The sequence below is a fragment of the Pantoea ananatis LMG 2665 genome (assembly GCF_000710035.2).
Taxonomy (GTDB): Bacteria; Pseudomonadota; Gammaproteobacteria; order Enterobacterales; family Enterobacteriaceae; genus Pantoea; species Pantoea ananatis.
On the sequence record NZ_JMJJ01000004.1, the window covers coordinates 544936 to 568887 of the forward strand.

17 protein-coding genes are annotated in these 23952 nt (G+C 54.4%); 8 read left to right on the forward strand and 9 right to left on the reverse strand.

The genetic code is table 11. The features are described 5' to 3' along the window. The first annotated feature begins 3 nt into the window (after positions 1-3). The 7 genes from cmoM to EL29_RS04395 all read left to right on the forward strand — a co-directional run bounded on the left by cmoM (position 4) and on the right by EL29_RS04395 (position 10667). Positions 4-789: a tRNA uridine 5-oxyacetic acid(34) methyltransferase CmoM gene (gene cmoM / locus EL29_RS04365; RefSeq protein WP_014606189.1), complete on the forward strand. Its 786-nt coding sequence runs from the start codon at positions 4-6 to the stop codon at positions 787-789. Beyond that, complete coding sequence (gene mukF, locus EL29_RS04370) at positions 786-2108, forward strand: chromosome partition protein MukF (RefSeq protein WP_013025250.1); 1323 nt, start codon at positions 786-788, stop codon at positions 2106-2108. Before cmoM ends, mukF begins: the two co-directional genes overlap by 4 nt. After that, entirely contained in the window at positions 2089-2814 is a 726-nt protein-coding gene (gene mukE / locus EL29_RS04375) for a chromosome partition protein MukE (RefSeq protein ID WP_014606188.1), read from the forward strand. The genes mukF and mukE overlap by 20 nt, the downstream gene beginning before the upstream one ends. Further along, positions 2811-7277 carry a chromosome partition protein MukB gene (gene mukB, locus EL29_RS04380; RefSeq protein WP_028714993.1) on the forward strand — a complete coding sequence of 1489 codons (4467 nt, stop codon included), beginning with the start codon at positions 2811-2813 and terminating at the stop codon, positions 7275-7277. Before mukE ends, mukB begins: the two co-directional genes overlap by 4 nt. Before the next feature lie 169 nt (positions 7278-7446). After that, the gene (gene ldtD, locus EL29_RS04385) at positions 7447-9264 is read left to right on the forward strand and encodes a L,D-transpeptidase LdtD (protein WP_019106196.1); all 1818 of its coding nucleotides are present in this window, start codon (positions 7447-7449) and stop codon (positions 9262-9264) included. A gap of 185 nt (positions 9265-9449) precedes the next feature. After that, complete coding sequence (mepK, locus tag EL29_RS04390; protein WP_013025254.1) at positions 9450-9998, forward strand: peptidoglycan L,D-endopeptidase MepK; 549 nt, start codon at positions 9450-9452, stop codon at positions 9996-9998. A 39-nt stretch (positions 9999-10037) separates the two neighbouring features. Then, entirely contained in the window at positions 10038-10667 is a 630-nt protein-coding gene (locus EL29_RS04395; RefSeq protein WP_014593331.1) for an MBL fold metallo-hydrolase, read from the forward strand. Positions 10668-10708: 41 nt separating this feature from the next. Here EL29_RS04395 and EL29_RS04400 read toward each other — a convergent pair whose 3' ends face one another. The 4 genes from EL29_RS04400 to pncB all read right to left on the reverse strand — a co-directional run bounded on the left by EL29_RS04400 (position 10709) and on the right by pncB (position 16288). After that, a complete protein-coding gene (locus EL29_RS04400; RefSeq protein ID WP_019106197.1) occupies positions 10709-11899 on the reverse strand; it encodes an amino acid aminotransferase in 1191 nt (396 codons plus the stop codon). A 210-nt stretch (positions 11900-12109) separates the two neighbouring features. Then, complete coding sequence (locus EL29_RS04405) at positions 12110-13225, reverse strand: porin OmpC (RefSeq protein ID WP_014593333.1); 1116 nt, start codon at positions 13223-13225, stop codon at positions 12110-12112. Between the two features lie 300 nt (positions 13226-13525). After that, a complete protein-coding gene (gene asnS, locus EL29_RS04410; protein ID WP_014593334.1) occupies positions 13526-14926 on the reverse strand; it encodes an asparagine--tRNA ligase in 1401 nt (466 codons plus the stop codon). Positions 14927-15082: 156 nt separating this feature from the next. Next, entirely contained in the window at positions 15083-16288 is a 1206-nt protein-coding gene (gene pncB, locus EL29_RS04415; protein WP_028714994.1) for a nicotinate phosphoribosyltransferase, read from the reverse strand. A gap of 284 nt (positions 16289-16572) precedes the next feature. Here pncB and pepN point away from each other — a divergent pair, with 284 nt between their 5' ends. Then, positions 16573-19188 (forward strand): aminopeptidase N, encoded by a 2616-nt coding sequence (gene pepN / locus EL29_RS04420; protein WP_013025260.1) that lies wholly within the window; start codon positions 16573-16575, stop codon positions 19186-19188. Between the two features lie 33 nt (positions 19189-19221). Here the strand turns inward: pepN and ssuB are convergent, their stop codons facing one another. From ssuB to ssuE, 5 genes are read right to left on the reverse strand one after another with little or no spacing between them, the layout of a single operon-like run. After that, positions 19222-20010: an aliphatic sulfonates ABC transporter ATP-binding protein gene (ssuB, locus tag EL29_RS04425; protein ID WP_015700642.1), complete on the reverse strand. Its 789-nt coding sequence runs from the start codon at positions 20008-20010 to the stop codon at positions 19222-19224. Further along, positions 20007-20798, reverse strand: coding sequence for an aliphatic sulfonate ABC transporter permease SsuC (ssuC, locus tag EL29_RS04430; protein WP_014606182.1), 792 nt, complete (start codon positions 20796-20798; stop codon positions 20007-20009). The genes ssuB and ssuC overlap by 4 nt, the downstream gene beginning before the upstream one ends. Positions 20799-20808: 10 nt before the next feature. Then, complete coding sequence (ssuD, locus tag EL29_RS04435) at positions 20809-21957, reverse strand: FMNH2-dependent alkanesulfonate monooxygenase (RefSeq protein WP_014593339.1); 1149 nt, start codon at positions 21955-21957, stop codon at positions 20809-20811. 10 nt (positions 21958-21967) lie between these two features. Continuing rightward, complete coding sequence (locus tag EL29_RS04440; protein WP_014606181.1) at positions 21968-22921, reverse strand: sulfonate ABC transporter substrate-binding protein; 954 nt, start codon at positions 22919-22921, stop codon at positions 21968-21970. Positions 22922-22931: 10 nt separating this feature from the next. Continuing rightward, positions 22932-23483, reverse strand: coding sequence for an NADPH-dependent FMN reductase (ssuE, locus tag EL29_RS04445; protein ID WP_013025264.1), 552 nt, complete (start codon positions 23481-23483; stop codon positions 22932-22934). Positions 23484-23952: the final 469 nt, after the last annotated feature.

Genomic DNA, 23952 nt, shown 5'->3' on the forward strand with positions numbered 1-23952 from the left:
GCCATGCAGGATCGTAACTTTGACGATCTCGCGGATAAATTTTCGCAAAACATTTACGGCACAACCAAAGGCCTGGTGCGTCAGGCCATCTTATGGGATGAGCTGGAAACGATTCTTCCCAGCCTGTCATCCTCCGCGCTGAACGTACTGGATGCGGGCGGCGGCATCGGTCAGATGTCCAGCGGGCTGGCTGGGCGGGGCCACCAGATACTGCTGTGCGATCTTTCCGGAGAGATGTTACGCCGTGCCCAGGAAAATGCGGATGCGCTGGGTGTGAGCCACAACATGCAATTCAAACAAATTAGCGCGCAGCAGGTCGGTGAACATTTGGATAAGCCGGTGGATCTGGTATTGTTTCACGCTGTGCTTGAGTGGGTTGCGGAACCTGAAGCGGTGTTAAAAGCCTTGTTTGATACACTGCGCCCCGGCGGCGTGCTGTCGTTGATGTTTTACAACCTGCATGGGTTAACATTACGCACCCTGACGCTGGGCAACTTTGGTTATCTGCGCACTAACTTGACCAAACGCAAGAAGCGCACGCTGTCACCGGACTATCCCCGCGATCCCGATGACGTATATCGTTGGCTGGAGAACTGTGGTTTTCAGATTGAACGGCGTGCCGGGATTCGCGTATTCAGCGATTATATGAAGCCGCCTAAAGGCGAGCCAAAGAGCGACGACGAAATTATTGAGATGGAGCGGCGCTTTTGCCGCCAGGAACCCTTTTTAAGCTTAGGGCGTTACATCCACGTGACCGCGCGCAAACCCGGGCAGAAGGACGAATTATGAGTGAATTTTCCCAGACGGTACCGGAGCTGGTATCCTGGGCGCGCAAGAATGACTTCTCGCTTGCGCTGCCAGTTGAACGTCTGGCTTTTTTGCTGGCCATCGCCACGCTAAATGGCGAACGCATGGACGGTGAAATGAGCGAAGGTGACCTGATTGATGCGTTTCGTCACGTCAGCAAAGCCTTTGAGCAAACCAGTGAAACGGTGTTGGTACGCGCCAACAACGCCATCAACGATATGGTGCGCCAGCGCCTGTTAAACCGCTTTACCAGTGAGTTAACCGAGGGCAATGCGATTTATCGCCTGACCCCGTTGGCCATTGGCATCACTGATTACTATATTCGCCAGCGGGAATTCTCCACGCTGCGCCTGTCAATGCAGCTTTCTATCGTGGCGGCGGAGCTGAAGCGCGCCGCGGATGCGGCTCAGGAAAACGGCGATGAATTTCACTGGCACCGCAACGTGTTCGCGCCGCTGAAATATTCGGTGGCCGAAATTTTCGACAGTATCGATATGACGCAGCGCCTGATGGATGAGCAACAGCAGGCGGTTAAGACGGATATTGCCGAACTGCTGAACAAAGACTGGCGAGCCGCGATTTCGAGCTGTGAAATGTTGCTGTCGGAAACCTCAGGTACGCTGCGTGAACTGCAGGATACGCTGGAGGCAGCGGGCGATAAGCTGCAGGAAAATCTGCTGCGCATTCAGGATGCCACGCTGGACAGCCCGGATCTGGGTTTTGTCGACAAACTGGTTTTCGATTTGCAAAGCAAACTCGATCGCATTACCAGTTGGGGGCAGCAGGCCATCGATCTCTGGATTGGCTACGATCGCCACGTGCATAAATTCATTCGTACCGCCATCGACATGGACAAAAACCGCGTTTTCGCCCAGCGTTTGCGTGTTTCTGTGCAGAACTATTTTGATGCGCCCTGGGCGCTCACCTATGCCAACGCCGAACGTCTTTACGATATGCGTGACGACGAACTGACGCTGCGCAATGACGAAGTTATGGGCGAATTGCCGGCCGAGCTGGAGTTTGAAGAATTCAATGAAATTCGCGAGCAGCTGGCGGCCATGATTGAAGAAGCCTTAGAGATTTATAAAACGCAGCAAAAACCGCTCAACCTCGCCGCTGTGATGCGCGACTATCTGGCTCAATATCCACGCGCGCGTCACTTTGACCTGGCGCGTATTGTGGTGGATCAGGCCGTGCGGCTCGGCGTAGCGGAAGCCGATTTAGCCGGCTTGCCTGTGGAATGGCAAGCCATTAATGATTACGGAGCCAAGGTGCAGGCACATGTCATCGACAAATATTGAACAAGTGATGCCGGTTAAACTGGCACAGGCACTGGCAAATCCGATTTTTCCGGCGCTGGACAGCCAGTTACGCGCCGGACGCCACATTGGTATCGAAGAGCTGGACAATCATGCTTTTCTGATGGATTACCAGCAGTATCTGGAAGAGTTTTACACCCGCTACAACGTTGAGCTGATTCGCGCGCCAGAGGGATTCTTCTATCTGCGTCCGCGTTCAACCACGCTCATTCCCCGTTCTGTCCTGTCTGAGCTGGATATGATGGTCGGTAAAATCCTTTGCTATCTCTATCTCAGCCCGGAACGCCTGGCGAATGAAGGCATTTTTACCCAGCAGGAACTTTATGACGAGCTGCTGTCCCTGGCGGATGAAAGTAAACTGCTGAAACTGGTTAATCAGCGCTCAACCGGCTCAGATCTCGATCGCGCCAAGCTGCAGGAAAAAATGCGTGCGTCTTTAAGCCGCCTGCGCCGTCTTGGCATGGTGTGGTTTTTTGGCAACGACAGCAGCAAGTTCCGTATTATCGAGTCCGTTTTTCGCTTCGGCGCCGATGTGCGCAGCGGTGACGATCCGCGGGAAGCGCAGCTGCGCCTGATTCGTGACGGTGAGGCAATGTTGCTGGATAACGCCACGGCCACGACTGAGGCTGATGACAGTGATGAGAATGACAGCGATGCGGGTGATATCGCGGAGGAAGAACAGGCATGATTGAACGCGGCAAATTTCGTTCGCTAACGCTGATCAACTGGAACGGTTTTTTTGCCCGAACCTTTGATCTCGATGAACTGGTCACCACGCTGTCGGGCGGTAACGGGGCAGGCAAGTCAACCACCATGGCGGCCTTTGTAACGGCGCTTATCCCTGACTTAACGCTGCTGCACTTCCGTAACACGACCGAAGCGGGCGCGACCTCAGGATCACGTGATAAAGGCCTGCACGGTAAACTCCGTGCCGGTGTTTGCTATGCCATGCTGGACGTCGTCAATTCACGTCACCAACGCGTGGTGGCGGGCGTCAGACTGCAGCAGATCGCCGGACGCGATAAGAAAGTCGATATCAAACCTTTCAGTATTCATGGTTTACCTACAGATACGCTGCCTACTGATATGCTGACGGAAATCCTCAACAGCCGTCAGGCGCGCGTGTTACCGCTTAATGAGGTAAAAGAACGCGTTGAGGCGCTGGAAGGCGTGCAGTTCCGTCAGTACAGCTCGGTCACCGACTATCACGCCATGATGTTTGATCTCGGCGTTGTCCCGCGTCGTCTGCGTTCGGCCAGCGATCGCAGCAAGTTTTACCGCCTGATTGAAGCCTCTCTTTACGGCGGTATCTCCAGTGCGATTACCCGCTCGCTACGTGATTATCTGTTGCCGGAAAACAGCGGCGTGCGTAAAGCCTTTCAGGATATGGAAGCGGCGCTGCGCGAGAACCGTATGACGCTGGAAGCGATCCGCGTCACCCAGTCGGATCGTGACCTGTTTAAGCACCTTATTTCTGAGGCCACCAGCTATGTGTCGGCGGATTATATGCGTCATGCCAACGAGCGACGCATCCACCTCGACAGCGCCTTACAGCTGCGCAATGAGCTGCTCAGCGGTCGCAAACAGCTGGCTTCTGAACAGTACCGCCATGTAGAGATGGCGCGCGAGCTGGCCGAACACAGCGGGGCGGAAAACGATCTCGAAGTCGATTATCAGGCGGCGAGCGATCACCTGAATCTGGTGCAGACGGCGATGCGCCAGCAGGAAAAAATCACGCGCTATGACAGCGATATTGAAGATCTTACGATCCGTCTGGAAGAGCAGAGCGAAGTCGTTGCTGAAGCGCGTGAAATCCAGGAAGAAAATGAGGCCCGTGCCGAAGCCGCAGAACTGGAAGTGGATGAGCTGAAGAGCCAGTTGGCCGATTTTCAGCAGGCGCTGGATGTGCAGCAAACCCGTGCTATTCAGTATCAACAGGCATTACAGGCGCTGGAACGCGCCCGCACGCTCTGTCAGTTGCCAGACTTAACCATCGATAATGCCGCCGAATGGCAGGCCAGTTTCCAGGCGAAAGAAGAAGAAGCCACCGGGCAACTGCTGAATCTGGAGCAGAAGCTGAGCGTAGCAGAAGCCGCCCACAGCCAGTTTGAACAGGCGTTATCACTGGTCACCAGTATTGCCGGTGAGGTTAGCCGCAAAGAAGCCTGGCAGGTCGGGCGCGATCTGCTGCGCGATGCCAGCAATCAACGTCACCATGCCGATCAGCTTTCCTCCCTGCGCCTGCGCCTGAATGAACTCGAACAGCGCCTGCGTGAGCAGCAGGAAGCCGAGCGTCTGCTGGCAGAGTTCTGTAAACGTCAGGGGCAGCACTACGATCCTGACGCGCTGGAAGGCCTTCAGCGTGAGCTTGAAGCGCAAATCGAGCAGCTGAACAGCAGCGTGGCAGACGCGGGCGAACAGCGCATGATGATGCGTCAGGAACTTGAGCAACTGCGCGAACGTATCACCGCGCTGACCGCGCGCGCGCCGCACTGGCTGGCCGCGCAAGAAATCCTGACTCAGCTCAGTGAGCAAACCGGTCAGGACCTGGCCAACAGCCAGGATGTGACGGAATACATGCAGCAGCTGCTGGAGCGCGAGCGTGAAACCACCGTTGAGCGTGACGAAGTCGCAGCCCGCAAGCGTGAAATTGAGCAGCAGATTGAACGCCTCAGCCAACCGGGCGGTGCCGAAGATCCTCGCCTGAATCAGCTGGCTGAGCGATTTGGCGGCGTACTGTTGTCGGAAATTTATGATGACGTAACGCTGGACGATGCGCCTTACTTTTCTGCCTTGTACGGCCCATCGCGCCACGCCATTGTCGTACCCGATCTGTCGCTGGTGCGCGAGCAACTCGATGGCTTAGAAGAGTGCCCGGAAGATCTGTACCTGATCGAAGGGGATCCGCAGTCGTTTGATGACAGCGTGTTTAGCGTAGACGAGCTCCAGAACGCCGTCGTGGTAAAAGTCGCCGAGCGTCAGTGGCGCTATTCCCGCTTCCCGAAAATCCCGCTGTTTGGTCGGGCGGCGCGCGAAAACCAGCTTGAATTACTCAATAACGAGCGCGACCGGCTGGCGGAACGTTACGCCACCTTGTCGTTTGACGTACAGAAGACGCAACGTCTGCATCAGTCATTTAGTCGCTTTATCGGCAGCCATCTTGCGGTGGCCTTTGATGATGACCCAGAAGCGCAAATCCGTCAGCTCGGCGCCCGTCGCGGTGAGCTGGAACGTGCGCTCAATCAGCATGAAAGTAATAATCAGCAACAGCGTCAGCAGTATGAACTGGCCAAAGAGGGCGTTGCACAGCTTAACCGCCTGCTGCCGCGCATCAGTCTGCTGCGGGATGAGACGCTGGCGGATCGCTGTGAGGAGATTCGCGAGCAGGTTGAAGAGGCACAGGAGGCCGCGCGTTTCCTCCATTTACATGGCGCAAAACTGGCCAGACTGGAGCCGATGCTTGCGGTACTGCAAAGCGATCCTGAACAGCATGAGCAGTTGCAGGCGGATTACCAGCAGGCGCAGCAACAGCAACGTAACGCGCGTCAGCAGGCGTTTGCCTTGACAGAAGTGGTGCAGCGTCGTGCGCATTTCGGCTATGACGACTCTGCCAGCATGCTGGGCGGCAACAACGATCTCAGCGACAAACTGCGTCAAAGGCTGGAGCAGGCAGAAGCCGAGCGCAGCCGCTGTCGTGAGCGTTTGCGCGGCCATCAGTCGCAGCTGACGCAATATTCTCAGGTGCTGGCATCGCTTAAAAGCGCCTATGATGCCAAGCGCGATATGCTGAAAGAGTTGCAGCAGGAAATGCAGGATATCGGTGTTCAGGCCGATGCCAGCGCGGAAGAACGCGCGCGTATCCGCCGCGATGAACTTTATACGGCGTTAAGTCACAACCGCGCCCGCCGTAATCAGCTGGAGAAACAGCTCACTTTCTGCGAAGCAGAAATGGACAACCTGCAGAAAAAACTGCGCCAGCTTGAACGTAACTATCACCAGAACCGCGAACAGGTGGTGAGTGCTAAGGCGGGCTGGTGCCTGGTGCTGCGTCTGGTGAAAGATAACGGTGTTGAACGTCGTCTGCATCGTCGTGAACTGGCTTATCTCAGTGGCGATGAACTGCGTTCCATGTCGGATAAGGCACTGGGCGCACTGCGCCTGGCGGTGGCCGATAACGAACATCTGCGCGATGTGCTGCGTTTGTCTGAAGATCCGAAACGCCCGGAACGTAAGATTCAGTTTTTCATCGCCGTGTATCAACATCTGCGCGAACGTATCCGCCAGGATATCATTCGCACGGACGATCCGGTTGAAGCCATCGAGCAGATGGAGATTGAACTCAATCGACTGACGGAAGAGCTGACGGCCCGTGAGCAAACCCTGGCTATCAGTTCACGCAGCGTCGCGAATATTATTCGTAAAACGATTCAGCGTGAACAGAACCGTATCCGCCAGCTGAATCAGGGGCTGCAAACCGTGAGCTTTGGTCAGGTGCGCAGCGTCCGGCTGAACGTCAACGTGCGCGAAACGCATGCCATGCTGCTGGACACCTTGTCTGAAGAGCACGAACAGCATCAGGATCTGTTTAACAGCAACCGACTCACGTTCTCGGAAGCGCTGGCTAAACTCTACCAGCGTCTGAATCCGCATATTGATATGGGGCAGCGTACACCACAAACCATCGGTGAAGAGCTACTGGATTACCGTAACTACCTTGAGATGGAAGTCGAGGTCAACCGGGGTTCAGATGGTTGGTTGCGTGCCGAAAGTGGCGCGCTTTCCACTGGTGAGGCCATTGGTACGGGGATGTCAATTCTGGTCATGGTGGTGCAGAGCTGGGAAGAGGAATCACGTCGCCTGCGCGGTAAAGATATTTCGCCTTGCCGTCTGCTGTTCCTGGATGAAGCCGCACGTCTGGATGCGCGCTCAATCGCGACCCTGTTTGAACTCTGTGAGCGACTGGAGATGCAACTGGTAATCGCGGCGCCAGAAAATATCAGTCCGGAGAAGGGCACCACCTATAAACTGATGCGTAAAGTGTTTAACAACACCGAGCACGTTCACGTGGTAGGATTGCGGGGCTTCGCGGCCGATCCACTGCCCGTGAAACGCAGCAGCGAAGCCGATCCGGCGAGCGAAACCACGACATAATATTCACGATGCAGAGATAGTCAAAAACAGCGCCATTAGTTAATCTGGTAACGGCATTTGTCACAGGAGGCAAATGCCGTTTTTATTTGTATACTCAATAATATGAGTAACAGCCCGATCGCAGTTGTTTCCTGACAGGCTGCGCGGTAGATCAATGAAGGGGGCAGGGATGTTACTGTATAAACGCTTCAAAATTCATCAGGTTAGTTCGTGGCTGACGCTAGCGCTCACGCTCATTCCCTGTGCAATGGCTCAGGCTGCGATCATCGCCGCGATGCCCGGTACGCACGCGGCGTACGCCACCACATCCGTCAGTGAGAGTCAGCAGAAGATTCGCCAGGCGTTTTCAGGCGACAGCCAGCCTTTTTACGGTGCTTCTCTGGCCGCGCTCTACGCCGCGCGTAACATGCAGCCGATCTGGCAGGATCATGAAGCCGTACAGAAATTTCAGCAGCAGCTGGCGGAGGTTGCCCTCTCCGGCGTGCAGCCGCAGTTTACCCGCTGGGTCGATCGCCTGACCGATCCTGATATCACAGGCTTTGCCCGTGATGTCACGTTGTCTGATGCGATGCTGGGCTATTTGCAGTTTGTCTCCTCGGTGCCTGCCCAGGGAGAAACCTGGCTGTACAGCACCACGCCCTACAAGCTGGCTGTGCCTTCTGTATCCGTGATCAATGCCTGGCAAAATGCCGTCAATGCGGGCAGTTCGGCGGCGTTTGTTAATTCACTGGTGCCGCAGCATCCGCAGTATCCACTCATGCATAAGGCCCTGAAAAGCCTGCTTGAAGATAAACAACCCTGGCCACAAATTAAAAATCGCGACACGCTACGACCTGGACAGGTCAGTGACGATGTGCCGGCGTTGCGGGAAATTCTTCGCCGCAGCGGCATGCTGAGTGCACAGGTAACCGCACCCGCGCCCAATGAGGATGCCGTTCCCACCGCACCCGTTGCCGTCAGCCACAGCGAGCAGCCTGTCGCCGTCAGCCCTTCGGCCGTCACGGTTAACGATATACCTGCTGCGGCACCCGGTGTTCAGGGTAACGTCCAGAATGCTCCCGCTGCGCCCGGCAGTGTGAATGTTTATAACGATGAGCTGGTCGCGGCGGTAAAACGCTTTCAACAGTGGCAGGGGCTGGACGCCGATGGGGCGATTGGCCTGCGTACACGGGAATGGCTGAATGTCTCTCCTCAACAGCGTGCGGCCTTGCTGGCGCTGAATATCCAGCGGCTGCGTTTGCTGCCGGATGATATGCACAACGGCATTATGGTGAACATCCCCAACTATTCGCTGAATTATTACAACAACGGCACTAAAGTGCTGTCCTCCCGGGTCATCGTGGGACGACCAGATCGTAAAACGCCGTTGATGCGAAGCGCACTAAATAATGTGGTGTTGAATCCGCCCTGGAATGTGCCGACCAATCTGGTGCGTCAGGACATTATTCCTAAGGTGAAACAGGACCCAACCTATCTGTATAAACATGGATACACGCTGCTGTCTGGCTGGAGCGCCGATTCCGAAGTCATCGATCCCAGCATGATTGACTGGAGTATGGTGTCAGCCTCATCCTTCCCTTACCGCATACGTCAGGCACCGGGGCAAACCAATTCACTCGGTCGCTATAAGTTTAATATGCCAAGCTCGGATGCGATTTATCTGCATGACACGCCGAACCACAATCTGTTTCAGCGCGATATTCGTGCGCTCAGCTCGGGCTGCGTGCGCGTGAATAAAGCTTCGGAACTGGCCGGTATTTTGTTGCAGGATGTCGGCTGGAATGACGCGCGTATCTCTGACACGCTCAAGCAGGGCGATACGCGCTATGTACCCATTCGGCATCGCATCCCGGTTAACTTGTATTATTTAACGGCCTGGGTTGCGGATGACGGCAAAACGCAGTTCCGTACAGATATTTACAATTATGATAATACGGCGCGTTCGGCGAGCCAGGTCTTAAGCCGTGCGCAGCAGTTATTACTCTAATAGTTGATTTTCAATCGTTAGTCGTACGGTATGTCCGTTATTCAGTCCTGTCATTCAGGCGGCTTTATCCGGAGCCGCCTTCCAAACTTGCCCATAATGGGTTGACGTGCTACCGCCATAAAGTTATGGTTCGCCAGTACGTTTTTTGCACATGTCTTTGACTCTGCTTTCAGGTAAACCGCTCCATGTCTACAATCGATTCTTTACGTCGCAAACTGCTGCTTTGCGGAAGTGCCGCTGCCGGCCTGGCCTTACTGCCAGAGACCGCGATGGCATCACTCTCCACTTCACGCCCGCGGATATTAACGCTCAATAATCTTCACACTGGTGAAACCCTTAAAACGGAATTCTTTAACGGTAAAAGTTACGACAAAAGTGAATTGTCACGCCTGAACCACTTTTTCCGCGACTACCGTGCCAATAAAACCAAAAGTATCGATCCCCACTTATTTGACCAGCTCTATCGCCTTCAGGCGCTGTTAGAAACGCGCAAACCCGTCCAGCTCGTCTCCGGCTATCGCTCACTGGCGACGAACAATATGCTGCGGGAATCCGGGCCCGGTGTGGCAAAACACAGTTATCACACCAAAGGCCAGGCGATGGATTTCCACATTGAAGGGGTGACGCTGGCGAATGTTCGCAAAGCCGCATTAAAAATGCGTGCCGGTGGTGTAGGATATTATCCCAGCAGCAACTTTGTACATATTGATACCGGTCCCGTCAGGCACTGGTAGTAACGTCGGCAACGCTGCGGGTGCCGACCATGGAGCGTTATGAATTATCACATTATCCCCGTCACCGCCTTCGCCCAGAACTGTTCGGTTATCTGGTGCGAAACCACGCGTGAATCGGCCCTGGTGGACCCGGGTGGCGATGCCGATACCATCAGGCAAACGCTGGCGCAGCTTGATTTGAAGCCTGCACAGATTCTGCTTACGCATGGTCACCTCGATCATGTTGGGGCAGCGGCAGAACTGGCTGCATTCTGGCAGGTGCCGCTGGTCGGCCCGCAAAAGCAGGATGCTTTCTGGCTGGAATCCCTACCTACTCAAAGCCAAATGTTTGGGCTGGAATATTGTGCCCCGTTGACGCCGGATCGCTGGCTGGAGGAGGGGGATACCGTTCAGGTTGGTCAGGTCACGCTTGATGTGCTGCACTGTCCCGGACATACGCCGGGGCACATTGTATTTTTTGATGCCAAAGGCCGCTTACTGGTCTCAGGTGATGTGATCTTTAGCGGCGGCGTCGGGCGTACCGACTTCCCGCAGGGTAATCATCAACATCTTATCGATGCGATAAATAATAAGCTGCTGCCGCTCGGCGACGATGTGACGTTTTTACCCGGTCACGGGCCTGTGTCAACGCTGGGCCGTGAACGTCTGACCAATCCTTTCCTGCAATAAAAAATGGGCCAGAATGGCCCATTTTTTTATACGCGATGCGCTTAGAGTACGGCGACAATCGCCTCGCACAGTGCAGACATATTATCTGGTGTCATACCGGCAACGTTTACGCGGCCTGAATTAACGGCATAAACCCCAAACTCCTCGCGCAGGCGAATGACCTGATCTTTGGTCAGCCCACTGAACGAGAACATGCCATTCTGCTTAATGATAAAGCTGAAGTCCTGCTGCGCGCCTTTATCCGCCAGGGTGTTCACAAACAGTTGGCGCATGCGCTGGATACGCTGACGCATATCAGACAGCTCTTGCTGCCAGATAGTGCGGAGCGCGTCGTTGCCCAGAATCGTGGCCACCACGGCTGCACCGTGTGACGGCGGGTTAGAATAGTTGGCGCGGATGGTGTATTTCACCTGGCTGAATGCGGTGTCGGCCGTCGCGGCATCGCCCGCAACCAGCGTAATTGCACCCACACGTTCGTTATACAGGCCGAAGTTCTTGGAATAAGAACTGGCGACAATCAGTTCCTGATGGCTGGCCGCAAAAATGCGCAGACCTTCAGCATCCTCTTCCAGACCACGGGCAAAGCCCTGGTAGGCAAAGTCAAACAGGGGCAGCCAGCCGTTAGCCAGAGAGAGCTGTGCCAGCTGTTGCCACTGCTCTGCAGTAGGATCGATACCGGTTGGGTTATGGCAGCAGCCATGAAACAGCACCACATCACCGGCTTTCACCTCTTTCAGTGAGGCCAGCATGCCGTCAAAATCCAGGGTATGGTTTGCTGCGTCATAGTACTGGTATTCGCATACCTCAAGCCCGGCGGCATTAAACACGTTTTTGTGGTTCGGCCAGCTCGGGTTGCTCACCCACACGCGCTTAACGGACGTCTGAGTAGACAGGAAATCCGCGGCGACGCGCAGTGCGCCTGTACCGCCCGGCGTCTGTGCCGTGCAGGCTCTGCCCGCCGCGATCAGGGCATTGCCTTGACCAAATAACAATTCCTGCGTGCAGTGCGCGAAATCTGGCAGACCGTCAATGCTCAGGTAATTTTTGCTGGTTTCGTGTTCAAGCAGGTACTGCTCTGCTTTCTTAACGCTGGTGAGCACCGGGGTTTTTCCGGTTTCATCTTTGTAAACACCAATACCGAGATTGATTTTATTGGGGCGGTCGTCGGCACGAAAGAGATCGGCCAGGCCAAGAATGGGGTCAGCGGGTGCAGCAGAGATCGATTCAAACATGAGTCGGGTCCAGTAGCGTGAACTTTAGCAAATGAACCATCAGGTTAACGTCAGCACGGCGAAATGCCAACCGTTTGCGATAAAATTCATCGTCTGTGCGACAGAATTACCCGTTCTAATGTTAACAGTGGGATAGCGCGGGGCTTAGTGCGAGGAAACGGCAATAAAAAACGGAGCCGAAGCTCCGTTTTTTGTACTGCATCAACAAACTTAGAACTGGTAAACCAGACCAACACCAACTACGTCATCGTTAGGAATGCCGAGTGGGTTGTTTTTGTCCAGCTGGTTGATTTTGTAATCAACGTAGGTGGCCATGTTTTTGTTGAAGTAGTAAGTTGCGCCCACATCGAAGTATTTGTACAGGTCCGCATCGCCGATACCTTCGATGTCTTTGCCTTTAGACTGAACGTAGGCCAGAGATGGACGCAGACCGAAATCAAATTGATACTGAGCAACCATCTCAATGATTTGAGCTTTGTTTGCAAAGGCAGCAGCGGTAGTTGTTGGGCCAGTAACGATTGAAATTGGTGCTGCATTACGCATTTCACCATACATCGCTGCCAGATAAACATTGTTAGCATCATATTTCAGAGCGGTTGCCCAGCTTTCTGCATGCTTGCCTGCGCCAACCACGTTGCCATTTGCAACAACACCCTGAGCTTGGGCGTCAGTACGGTCGCTGCTGCTATAGGCACCAACAATGCCGACACCGATTGGCGCGGTGTAGGAGGAAGACACACCCCAGCCATCGCCGTTGGCAGTTTGGCCATTACGGTTAGAATTTTCGTTCTTGCCCTGATACTGAACAGCGAAGTTCCAGCCATCAACCAGGCCAAAGAAGTTGCTGTTGCGATAGGTCAGCAGACCGGTGCTACGGCCGTTCATAAAGTTATCAGGATTACCTGAGTCACCACCGAAAACTGGCAGCATATCTGTCCAGCCGATCGCGTCATAAACCACGCCGTAGTTACGGCCGTAGTCGATTGAGCCCGCATCACCAAATTTCAGACCAGCAAAGCCCAGACGGGTTTTGTTGCCACTCTGCGCAGCATCTGTTGATGACTCAGGGTTGTTTAACTGGAAATTGTATTCCCACTGACCGTAACCGGTCATCTGGTCATTAATTTGAGTTTCGCCTTTAAAACCTAAACGCGCGTAACTCTTGTCGCCGTCATCGCCTGAGTTATCAGAGAACTGGTGACGCGCATCCACTTTACCGTACAGGTCCAGCTTGTTGCCGTCTTTGTTATAAACTTCTGCTGCGTTGGCTGCGCCGGCGGCGAGCAGAGCAGGGATAACCACTGCCAGAATGTTGCGCTTCATCATTATTTATTACCCTCATTGGAGTTATTTGGACACCTGCCACTGCCGTCAAGAAAACTTTACGTGAACCTTGAAAGAAGTTTGGTGTCTCCTGTGTCTGCACGCATCTTTCCATCCCCCATCGGGTAATTCTACTGCGAAAATGCTACAAAAGTCGTAATCTTGTTTCAAATATAAAAAATGTATTACAAAATGTAAAAATAACGGAACTTTGTGAGTCATATCAAAATTTACAAAAATAAAAAAAGGCCGGCGATGCCGACCTCTTTATATATATGAATTTCTTATATTTAATGCTGAAAATCAGAAGCTCGCGTTGCGTGGTGTTCGTGGGAAGGGGATAACATCTCTTACATTTTGTACGCCGGTGACATAGGCGATTAAACGTTCGAAACCTAATCCAAACCCTGAATGTGGCACGGTGCCATAGCGACGCAGATCGCGATACCACCAGTAATCTTCTTTTTTCAGCCCCATCTCTTCCAGACGCGCATCCAGCACATCCAGACGTTCCTCACGCTGAGAACCGCCGATAATTTCACCGATACCCGGCGCTAACACATCCATCGCCGCCACGGTTTTCCCGTCGTCGTTAAGGCGCATATAGAATGCCTTGATATCTTTCGGATAGTTTTTCACCACCACCGGCGCTTTGAAATGCTTCTCGGCAAGATAACGTTCGTGTTCAGAGGACAGATCGATGCCCCATGACACTGGGTTCTCAAAGGTCTGCCCGCAGTTCATCAGGATATCGACGGCATCGGTATAATCGACCTGGGCGAAATCGGTGGTAACAAAACGCTCCAGGCGATTAATCGCATCGTTGTCTACGCGCTCGGCAAAAAATGCCATATCGTCTGCACGCTCATCCAGCACGGCTTTGAAGACATACTTGAGCATGGCTTCCGCCAGGGCTGCCGCATCGTCTAATGAGGCGAAAGCGATTTCCGGTTCCAGCATCCAGAACTCTGCCAGATGGCGGCTGGTATTGGAGTTTTCCGCACGGAACGTGGGGCCGAAGGTGTAGATTTTCGACAAGGCGCTGGCGTAGGTTTCACCGTTCAACTGCCCTGAAACCGTCAGGAACGCCTCTTTCCCGAAGAAATCCTCCGAATAGTCGACTTTGCCCTGATCGTTGCGCGGCAGGTTTTCCATGTCCAGCGTCGAAACGCGGAACATCTCACCGGCCCCTTCAGTGTCAGAGGCGGTGATCAGCGGCGTGGAAACCCAAAAGTAGCCGTTCTCATGGAAGAAGCGGTGCAGCGCCTGGGCCAGGGTATGACGAACGCGCGCCACGGCGCCAATCAGGTTGGTACGCGGACGCAGGTGGGCTACCTCACGCAGGTATTCGATACTGTGACGTTTTGCCGCCATTGGGTAGCTGTCGGGATCTTCTACCCAGCCCACGACCTCCAGCTTTGTCGCCTGAATTTCGAATGCCTGACCCTGACCCGGAGATGCAACGACCTTACCGGTGACAATGACGGAACAGCCGGTGGTCAGGTGCAGCACTTCGTCCTGATAATTATTCAGAGAATTATTGACGACAGCCTGAACGGGATTAAAGCAGGAGCCGTCATAGACAGCGATAAAGGAAAGACCGGCTTTGGAATCTCTTCGGGTACGCACCCAACCACGTACGGTGACTTCACTGTCAACCGCGACGCGACCGTGCAGTACATCCGCTACAGGCACTACGCTCATAAATATCTCTCTATATAGAAGAAGTGTGTGAATGAATTCCCCAGACTGGGGTGTAGCTATGTTACTTGTGAGTCAACAGGAAACAAGCAAAATTCAGGGGAATAACCGATTTATTGCAGGAAGGCGGGGCGCGATAACGCCCCGATAACAAAGACGCTAGCTGGCTTTTTTAACCAGTGGCAGATCAAAGGCTTTTCTCAGGGCCTTAACGAACGCTTTATCCTGACAAATGGTTTTACCTGGGCTGTCGGAAAGCTTGGCGACCGGCTTACCATTACATTGCACCAGCTTAATCACGATATTGAGCGGCGTAACGCCAGGAATATCACAAGTCAGGCGCGTGCCGATGCCGAAGACGACGTTGGTACGCTGACCAAAGTGGCGATACAGCGCCAGGGATTTTTCCAGATTGAGATTATCTGAGAACACCAGCATTTTCGTGAGCGGATCGATACCCAACTGCTGATAGTGGGCCAGCGCTTTTTCGCCCCACTCAACCGGGTCACCTGAATCGTGACGCAGCCCCTGGTAACGCCGGGCGAACACCGGGCCGAAATCGCGCAGGAAGGCATCCATGGCGATACAGTCTGTGAGTGCAATGCCCAGCTTGTCGTCATATTCATCCAGCCAGGCCTGTAAGGCGGCGCGCTGACTGTTCGCCAGTACCGGACTGATTTGCTGAAAAGCCTGGAACCACTCGTGGGCCTGGGTACCCACTGGCGTGAGTGCGAGGCGACGGGCCAGATCGTAGTTACTGGTGCCCATCAGCCAGGGAAAATCCTGTTTCAGCGTGCTGACGATCGATTCCTGCACATCCTGGGAATAGCGGCGGCGGGTACCAAAATCCATCAGGCGAAAACGTGACATGTCAGTGTCGGCAACCTCAGTCTTAAAGGCAGCGAGTTTCTGATGCAGAAAATCCACGGCCTGCTGGCTGCTGATGGCTGGGGTACGGTGGCGATGGACCACTTCACTGATCAAGGCCAACAGGGGGACTTCCCACATGATCACTTCCCGCCAGGGGCCCTGGATACGAATAGCCAGCTTGCCATGATGATTGCGAACGTCTACCTGCTGCGGGTCGTAGCGAAAATTTCGCAGCCAGTTAAGGTAGTCGTCAGCAAAGAAGGGCAGATCAGATAACCAGGCATATTCAGCATCGGTCAGCGCCAGTGCCTGCATGGCGTCAATGGCTGCACGGATCTCGTCAGCATAAAAACCCAGCAATTCGTCGCTACGGCAGCGAAACTCCGCGGCCACCGTGACATCATGGTAACGGTGGAATACGGCTTGCTGCATATGGAGCTTATAAGCATCCGTATCCAGCAGCGAAGTCAGTATCGGGGAAGCATGTCCTGTCATGGCGCGTTTCGGCATCCTGTTCGGTGGCGCAGAGCCCGGTGTATTAAACGTCGTAAAAGACGCAAAAGTATAAATCACTAAGAGACAGCGATCACAGCATATTTCAGGATAGCGAGTCGAGGACGAAATGTGTCATTGTTAACAAATTGTAGCCATTTTACCTGATGTGCACGTTGTGCATGCTAAGCTCGGCGCATCATGCTTAGACGTTTGACGCGTAGGGCTTATACTTGAGTGAATAATGCAAAGACGTTGATGAATAACTACTTAATGCGGGACGGAATATGACGCAGCAGCCACAAATAAAATATCGACACGATTATCGTGCACCAGACTACACCATCACCGATATCGATTTAACCTTTGAACTCGATGAAAGCACCACGCGGGTGACGGCGGTGAGTCAGGTTAAGCGTCAGGGAGACAGCCAGGCTGAACTGCGTCTGGACGGCGAAGATCTGACGCTGATCTCGCTGGAAGTGGATGGACAGGCCTGGGCGGCCTGGCGTGAAGAGGCGGGTTGCCTGGTGCTCAGCCAGTTACCGGACAGCTTTACGCTGAAAATCGTCAATGACATTCATCCCGATCGTAACAGTGCCCTTGAAGGCTTATACAAATCCGGTGAAGCGCTCTGTACCCAGTGTGAAGCCGAAGGCTTTCGGCATATTACCTGGTATTTAGATCGCCCCGACGTGCTGGCGCGCTTCACGACCACCGTCATTGCCGACGGCAGCCGTTATCCTTTCCTGCTGTCTAACGGAAATCGCATTGACAGCGGTCAGGACGACAAGGGCCGTAACTGGGTGAAGTGGCAGGATCCGTTTCCTAAGCCCTGTTATTTGTTTGCGCTGGTCGCGGGCGATTTTGACGTGCTGCGTGACAGCTTTACTACGCGTTCGGGTCGGAATGTGGCGTTGGAGATCTTCGTCGATCGCGGCAATCTGGATCGTGCCGACTGGGCGATGACGTCATTAAAGAACAGCATGAAGTGGGATGAGGAGCGTTTCGGCCTGGAGTATGACCTCGACATCTTTATGATTGTTGCGGTGGACTTCTTCAACATGGGGGCCATGGAGAATAAAGGGCTTAACGTTTTTAACTCCAAATACGTGCTGGCCAAAGCCGAAACCGCCACCGATAAAGATTATCTGGGGATTGAGGCGGTCATCGGTCATGAATATTTCCACAACTGGACCGGTAACCGTGTGACCTGTCGCGACTGGTTCCAGCTGAGCCTGAAAGAGGGACTGACCGTGTTTCGCGATCAGGAGTTCAGTTCCGACCTGGGATCGCGTGCGGTAAACCGAATCGATAATGTGCGTATTATGCGCGGCGCGCAGTTTGCCGAGGACGCCAGCCCGATGGCGCACCCGATCCGCCCGGATCAGGTTATTGAGATGAACAACTTCTACACCTTGACGGTGTATGAAAAGGGATCAGAAGTGATCCGTATGATGCACACCTTGCTGGGCGAAGCGAATTTCCAGAAGGGCATGCAGCTCTATTTCGAACGTCATGACGGTAGCGCGGCGACCTGTGATGATTTCGTTCAGGCCATGGAAGACGCGTCTAACGTTGATCTTTCCCAGTTCCGTCGCTGGTACAGTCAGTCAGGTACACCTACGCTCTCGGTACGTGATGACTACAATCCGGAACTGGAGCAGTACACGCTTCACGTGACGCAGCACACGCCGCCGACGACCGAGCAGAAAGAGAAACTGCCTCTGCATATCCCTCTGGACATCGAACTGTATGACGGACAGGGTAAGGTCATTCCGTTGCAGCACAACGGTCATCCGGTGCATAACGTGTTGAACGTAACGGAAGAGTTCCAGACCTTTATTTTTGACAACGTTTACTTCCAGCCGGTGCCATCGCTGCTGCGTGAGTTTTCCGCGCCGGTGAAGCTCGACTACAAGTGGAGCGACGCGCAGCTGACGTTCCTGATGCGTCATGCAAGCAACGATTTTTCACGTTGGGACGCGGCGCAAAGTCTGTTGGCAACCTACCTGCGCCTCAATGTCGCGCGCCATCAGCAGGGCCAGCATCTGTCGCTGCCGTTGCATGTCGCTGATGCCTTTCGCACGGTGCTGCTGGATGCCAACAGCGATCCGGCGCTGACCGCTCTGATTCTGTCGCTGCCTGGCGAAAACGAAATCGCCGAACTGTTTGAGATTATCGATCCTCAGGCAATTGCACTGGTGCGCGAAGCTCTGGTTCGTACCCTGGCGCGGGAACTGGCAGATGAATTCTTTGCCGTTTACAACGCCAATCAGCAGGCGGAGTACCACGTTGATCATGCGGAAATCGGCAAACGTTCGCTGAAGAACATCTGTCTGTACTATCTGGCGTTTGGTGATATGGATCTGGCGGATAAACTGGTGCAGGCGCAATACCACCATGCCAATAACATGACGGATTCCCTGGCGGCACTCTCCGCTGCGGTGGCGGCACAGTTACCCTGCCGTGATGCGCTGTTAGCCGACTATGATGAGCGCTGGCACAAGGATGGCCTGGTCATGGACAAATGGTTTATGTTGCAGGCTACCAGCCCGGCGCAGAATGCCTTACTCAACGTGCGCCGTTTACTGTCACATCGTTCCTTCAGTATGGGCAACCCGAATCGCATCCGTTCACTGATTGGCGCTTTTGCTTCGGGTAATCCTTCCGCCTTCCACGCCGAAGACGGCAGCGGATATCGTTTCCTGGTGGAGATGCTGACGGATCTGAACACCCGCAATCCGCAGGTGGCTTCGCGTATGATTGAGCCATTAATTCGTCTGAAACGTTACGATGCCCACCGTCAGGCGCTGATGCGCCAGGCGCTGGAACAGTTACAAGGACTGGATAAACTGTCGGGCGATCTGTACGAGAAAATCACCAAGGCACTGAATGCCTGATAAGAAACGGCGGGCAAAATGCCCGCCGTTTCTTTAACGCTGTTGCGCGTAGCGGGGGGGCTTTTCTGCCGCGCCGCGGCGCATCACCCGATCCAGCACTTCGGCTTCCAGCTCTGCCAGACGCGCCGATCCTCGTCGCCGTGGCCGGGGCAAATCGACCTGCAAATCCAGTCCTATCTGGCCTTCCTCTATCAGTAATACCCGATCAGCCATCGCGACCGCTTCACTGACATCGTGCGTGACCAACAGAACCGTGAAGTGGTACTGCTGCCACAGCGATTCGATGAGCTCCTGCATCTCGATTCGCGTTAAGGCGTCCAGTGCACCCAGAGGCTCATCCAGCAGCAGCAGGCCGGGACGGTGAATTAACGCCCGGGCCAGTGCCACGCGCTGTTTCTGCCCACCGGATAAAGCGGCAGGCCAGTCTTGCGCTCTGTCCGCCAGGCCTACCGCTTCCAGCGCCTCCAGGGCGGCTTTACGCCATGCCTTGCCACGCAGGCCGAGAGCGACGTTATCAATCACTTTTTTCCACGGCAGCAGTCGCGCATCCTGGAACATTAACCGGGTTTCTTCACGTGCGGTCTGCAGCGGCGCATTGCCTGCCAGCAACTCGCCCTGGGTCGTGCTTTCCAGACCGGCCAGCAGACGCAACAGGGTGCTTTTACCGCAGCCGCTGCGGCCCACTACGGCAACAAACTGGCCGGAAGGAATATGCAGATCGATATGATTCAGAATGGTGCGCTCACCGTATTTTTTACTGACGCCCTTCACACCTACGGGGGTACCCGCATTCAGACGCGCCGGGCTGGCGGAGTTTATCATGCTGTTTTCTCCTGACGTTGATAGGCCGGATGCCAGCGTAACCAGACGCGTTCCAGCAGCAGTGCGCTGACATCAGCCAGTTTTCCCAGCAGGGCATAAAGAATAATGGCGACCATCACCACATCGGTTTGCAGAAATTCACGGGCATTCATGGCCAGATAGCCAATCCCTGCGTTAGCCGAAATTGTCTCGGCGACGATCAGGGTCAGCCACATCAACCCCAAAGCAAAGCGGACGCCCACCATGATGCTCGGTAACGCACCCGGTAAGATCACCTGAACAAACAGGCTCCAGCCGGATAAGCCGTAGCTACGGGCCATCTCAACCAGCCCACGATCCACATTACGAATACCGTGATAGGTATTCAGGTAGATGGGAAACAGCGTACCCAGCGCCACCAGAAAAATTTTGGCTGACTCATCAATGCCAAACCACAGAATGACCAATGGGATCAGCGCAAGATGGGGCACGTTACGTAACATTTGCAGCGAGGTATCCAGCAAACGCTCACCCAGTCGCGAAGTGCCGGTAATTAATCCCAGTACCAGGCCGAGCGATCCGCCAATGCTGAAGCCAAGTAACGCTCGCCAGCTGCTGATGGCGAGATGCTGCCAGAGCTCTCCGCTGACAGCCAACTGCCAAAAGGTCGTCACAATCTTTTCCGGCGCTGGCAGGATACGGCTGGACAACCAGCCGGTCTGTGACGCAACTTGCCAGACCACCACCAGTAACACCGGCAGCAGCCAGGGCACCAGCGCCGCTGAGAAGGATTGACGTAGTCTGGTCATCGTTATCTCCTCAGGCCCGCGCGGCTTTTTTCTCAGGCGTAAAATCATTGGCGACCGCTTCACCGTGCGCCTGAACGACACGAGGCTGGGGAATCTGGGGAATAGCCAGATCCAGATGGGGGAACAGCAGCTCGCCGACGCGATAAGCCTCTTCCAGATGCGGATAACCTGAGAGAATAAAGGTTTCAATGCCCAGGGCTTCGTACTCTTTCATGCGAGCCGCTACGGTAGGCGCATCGCCAACCAGCGCGGTGCCTGCCCCGCTGCGCACCAGCCCAACGCCAGCCCAAAGGTTGGGGCTGATTTCCAGTTTATCGCGGCGTCCGCCGTGCAGGGCGGCCATGCGCTGTTGGCCTACCGAGTCGGTGCGCTGGAAGGCACTTTGTGCTTTGGCGATGGTGGCATCATCCACATTCGCGATCAGCTTATCGGCTGCCTGCCAGGCTTCCTCATTGGTTTCTCGCACGATGACATGCAGCCGGATGCCAAACCGGACTTTTCGGCCCTGTGCTGCGGCTTTCGCCCGCACCTGCTCAATTTTTTCTTTCACCAGCGCAGGGGGTTCGCCCCAAGTGAGGTACACATCAACCTGTTCGGCAGCCAGATCCTGAGCGGGCTCTGACGAACCCCCGAACCACAGCGGCGGACGAGGCTGCTGTACCGGCTTAAACATCAGACGCGCACCTCGTACATGCACGTGCTTGCCTTCGTAATCCACCGTTTCGCCTTCCAGCACGCGGCGCCAGACGCGGGTAAATTCGGCCGATTCTGCATAGCGCTCACGGTGGTCAAGAAAGACGCCATCACCGGCCAGTTCCTCGGGATCGCCCCCGGTCACCAGGTTGAACAACGCGCGTCCGTTGGAAAGACGATCGAGCGTTGCAGCCTGACGCGCCGCCTGGGTGGGGGAAATCACGCCAGGACGCAGCGCGACAAGGAAGCGCAGACGCTGCGTAACGGGGATCAGCGATGCCGCCACCAGCCAGGCATCCTCGCAGGAACGCCCGGTAGGGATCAGTACGCCGCCAAATCCCAGACGATCGGCAGCCTGGGCAACCTGTTGTAAATAGGCATGATCAACCGGACGCGCGCCCTCAGCCGTGCCAAGATAATGGCCGTCACCATGGGTTGGAAGGAACCAGAATACGGAAACACTCATTTTTCTCTCCTTATTGCGTCACGGCCTGGGGATGCCAGATGCGCTCGGCAATCGATACTTTTACGGGAATCAGATGATTGGCATAAAACAGATCGGCGGTTTTCTGCTGCATAGCAACCGTGCGCGCACTGACCGGACTGACCGGGCTGGGTGGACGGTGGTCCAGGTTGCTGGCAATGACGGCCTCAGGCAGACCGATCGATGTCGAAAGCAGATGAATACTCTGGTCACGTTCGCTACGCGTCAGGGCTTCGGCATCACTAAAGGCTTTTAACGTCGCTAAGACGAAGTCATTGTGTTCCTGCGCAAAATGGCGGGTTGCAAGGTAGAACGGTCCCGTCTGGTTCAGCGTGGTGCCGTCTTTCAACACGCGGACATTGCCCTGAAGCAGTACGGCAGAATAGTAGGGGTCCCATATTGCCCAGGCGTCAACGTTACCCTGCTGGAAAGCGGCGCGCGCATCGGCTGGCGTCAGATAAACCGGCTGGATATCTTTGATACTGAGACCCGCTTCTTCCAGCGCACGCAACAGCAGATTGTGCGAGCTGGAACCCTTTTGGAACGCCACCTTTTTGCCTTTGAGATCGGCAACCGACTTCAACGGACTGTTCTGGCTGACCAGGATGACCTCAGCTTTCGGCTTAGGCGGCTCTGAGCCGATATACAGCAAATCCGCCCCGGCTGCCTGGGCGAAAATAGGCGGAATATCACCGGTGCTGCCAATATCAATACTGTTAACGTTCAGCGCTTCCAGCATTTGCGGTCCGGCCGGGAATTCGATCCATTGAATACGGGTAGCAGGGAAACGCTTCTCCAGCAGCTGATGCTCCTTGGCCAGCACCATACTGACCGATCCTTTTTGATAGCCGATGCGAACCTGTGCAGGGGCGGGTTCTGCGGCATTCACCTGTGCGCCTGCCACGAACATCCCTGCCATTAACCACGCGCTGATTATTCGTTTCATCATTGTTTCCTTACACAGCCAGGGCAACGGGCTGATGACGTCGGGACAGCGCCAGCCAGAACGTGTGCACCGCTTCCTCCAGACGGGTAGCCAGTACCGGATCCAGTTCCGGCTGGCGATCATAGTGATGAATTTGTTTATCTTCGGCGTAAACACCATGAAGCACTTCTTCGGCTTTCAGGGCGTTTAATACGGGCTTGAGTGCGTAATCCAGGGCCAGCATATGGCCAGCGCTGCCCCCGCTGGCTAACGGCAGCACCACTTTGTGGGCCAGCGCGCGTTCAGGTAACAGATCCAAAACGGTTTTTAGCGCGCCCGAGAAAGACGCCTTATAAACCGGCGTGGCAATAACCAGGCCATCAGCCTGAGCCAGGTCTTCGCTCAGGGCGAGAATAGCCGGGGAATCGAAGCGGGCGTTGATCAGATCCTCAGGCTGAAAGTTATGAATATTCCAGGGAATAACCTCAACACCGGATGCTTCCAGTTTGCGCTGGCACAGCGCTAATAACGATGTGGACCGTGAAGGAAATCTCGGACTACCTGCCAGGGTGAGCACTCTCATTACGACTCCTTATAACTGAAAGTTATTGATTATCTTTTGTTGAGAACTGATGCTTTCATCCTGGCAGAGGCGACGGCACGGCTTAAATGATTTTTCTGACAATCTAAAGGTGAAAACCGGCAAAAGGCCTGAAGCGAGACCGCCGCGTCTCTGAGAAAGACCTGATGCGACAAATCTTAAAAACGCCAGGACGGGCGAGTCGATACATTAATCCGGGTGAATAAAATTCGTTTAAACCCGGAAATCCGTACATTTGGTTACTTGAGTATCAGAAAAGTGAAACATTCAGGTAAAACGAAAAACACGCCTTTCGCTTTTTTGAATTCACAGGAGGAAGGAAAAAGAAAAAAGAATTAAAATTCAATGTTATTTAACGCGATGGCGAGAGGGGATTAGGAATAGTTGCATCAGGCGGTGCGTGTTAAGTGCAGCAGTCTGGCGAAGTTTTTAACAACAATTCATTTTTAGT

Bases quoted from the DNA above. Each gene is read 5' to 3' on its own strand.
- cmoM (WP_014606189.1), top strand. From the start codon at position 4: ATGCAGGATCGTAACTTTGACGATCTCGCGGATAAATTTTCGCAAAAC.
- mukF (WP_013025250.1), top strand. From the start codon at position 786: ATGAGTGAATTTTCCCAGACGGTACCGGAGCTGGTATCCTGGGCGCGC.
- mukE (WP_014606188.1), top strand. From the start codon at position 2,089: ATGTCATCGACAAATATTGAACAAGTGATGCCGGTTAAACTGGCACAG.
- mukB (WP_028714993.1), top strand. From the start codon at position 2,811: ATGATTGAACGCGGCAAATTTCGTTCGCTAACGCTGATCAACTGGAAC.
- ldtD (WP_019106196.1), top strand. From the start codon at position 7,447: ATGTTACTGTATAAACGCTTCAAAATTCATCAGGTTAGTTCGTGGCTG.
- mepK (WP_013025254.1), top strand. From the start codon at position 9,450: ATGTCTACAATCGATTCTTTACGTCGCAAACTGCTGCTTTGCGGAAGT.
- EL29_RS04395 (WP_014593331.1), top strand. From the start codon at position 10,038: ATGAATTATCACATTATCCCCGTCACCGCCTTCGCCCAGAACTGTTCG.
- EL29_RS04400 (WP_019106197.1), bottom strand. From the start codon at position 11,899: ATGTTTGAATCGATCTCTGCTGCACCCGCTGACCCCATTCTTGGCCTG.
- EL29_RS04405 (WP_014593333.1), bottom strand. From the start codon at position 13,225: ATGATGAAGCGCAACATTCTGGCAGTGGTTATCCCTGCTCTGCTCGCC.
- asnS (WP_014593334.1), bottom strand. From the start codon at position 14,926: ATGAGCGTAGTGCCTGTAGCGGATGTACTGCACGGTCGCGTCGCGGTT.
- pncB (WP_028714994.1), bottom strand. From the start codon at position 16,288: ATGACAGGACATGCTTCCCCGATACTGACTTCGCTGCTGGATACGGAT.
- pepN (WP_013025260.1), top strand. From the start codon at position 16,573: ATGACGCAGCAGCCACAAATAAAATATCGACACGATTATCGTGCACCA.
- ssuB (WP_015700642.1), bottom strand. From the start codon at position 20,010: ATGATAAACTCCGCCAGCCCGGCGCGTCTGAATGCGGGTACCCCCGTA.
- ssuC (WP_014606182.1), bottom strand. From the start codon at position 20,798: ATGACCAGACTACGTCAATCCTTCTCAGCGGCGCTGGTGCCCTGGCTG.
- ssuD (WP_014593339.1), bottom strand. From the start codon at position 21,957: ATGAGTGTTTCCGTATTCTGGTTCCTTCCAACCCATGGTGACGGCCAT.
- EL29_RS04440 (WP_014606181.1), bottom strand. From the start codon at position 22,921: ATGAAACGAATAATCAGCGCGTGGTTAATGGCAGGGATGTTCGTGGCA.
- ssuE (WP_013025264.1), bottom strand. From the start codon at position 23,483: ATGAGAGTGCTCACCCTGGCAGGTAGTCCGAGATTTCCTTCACGGTCC.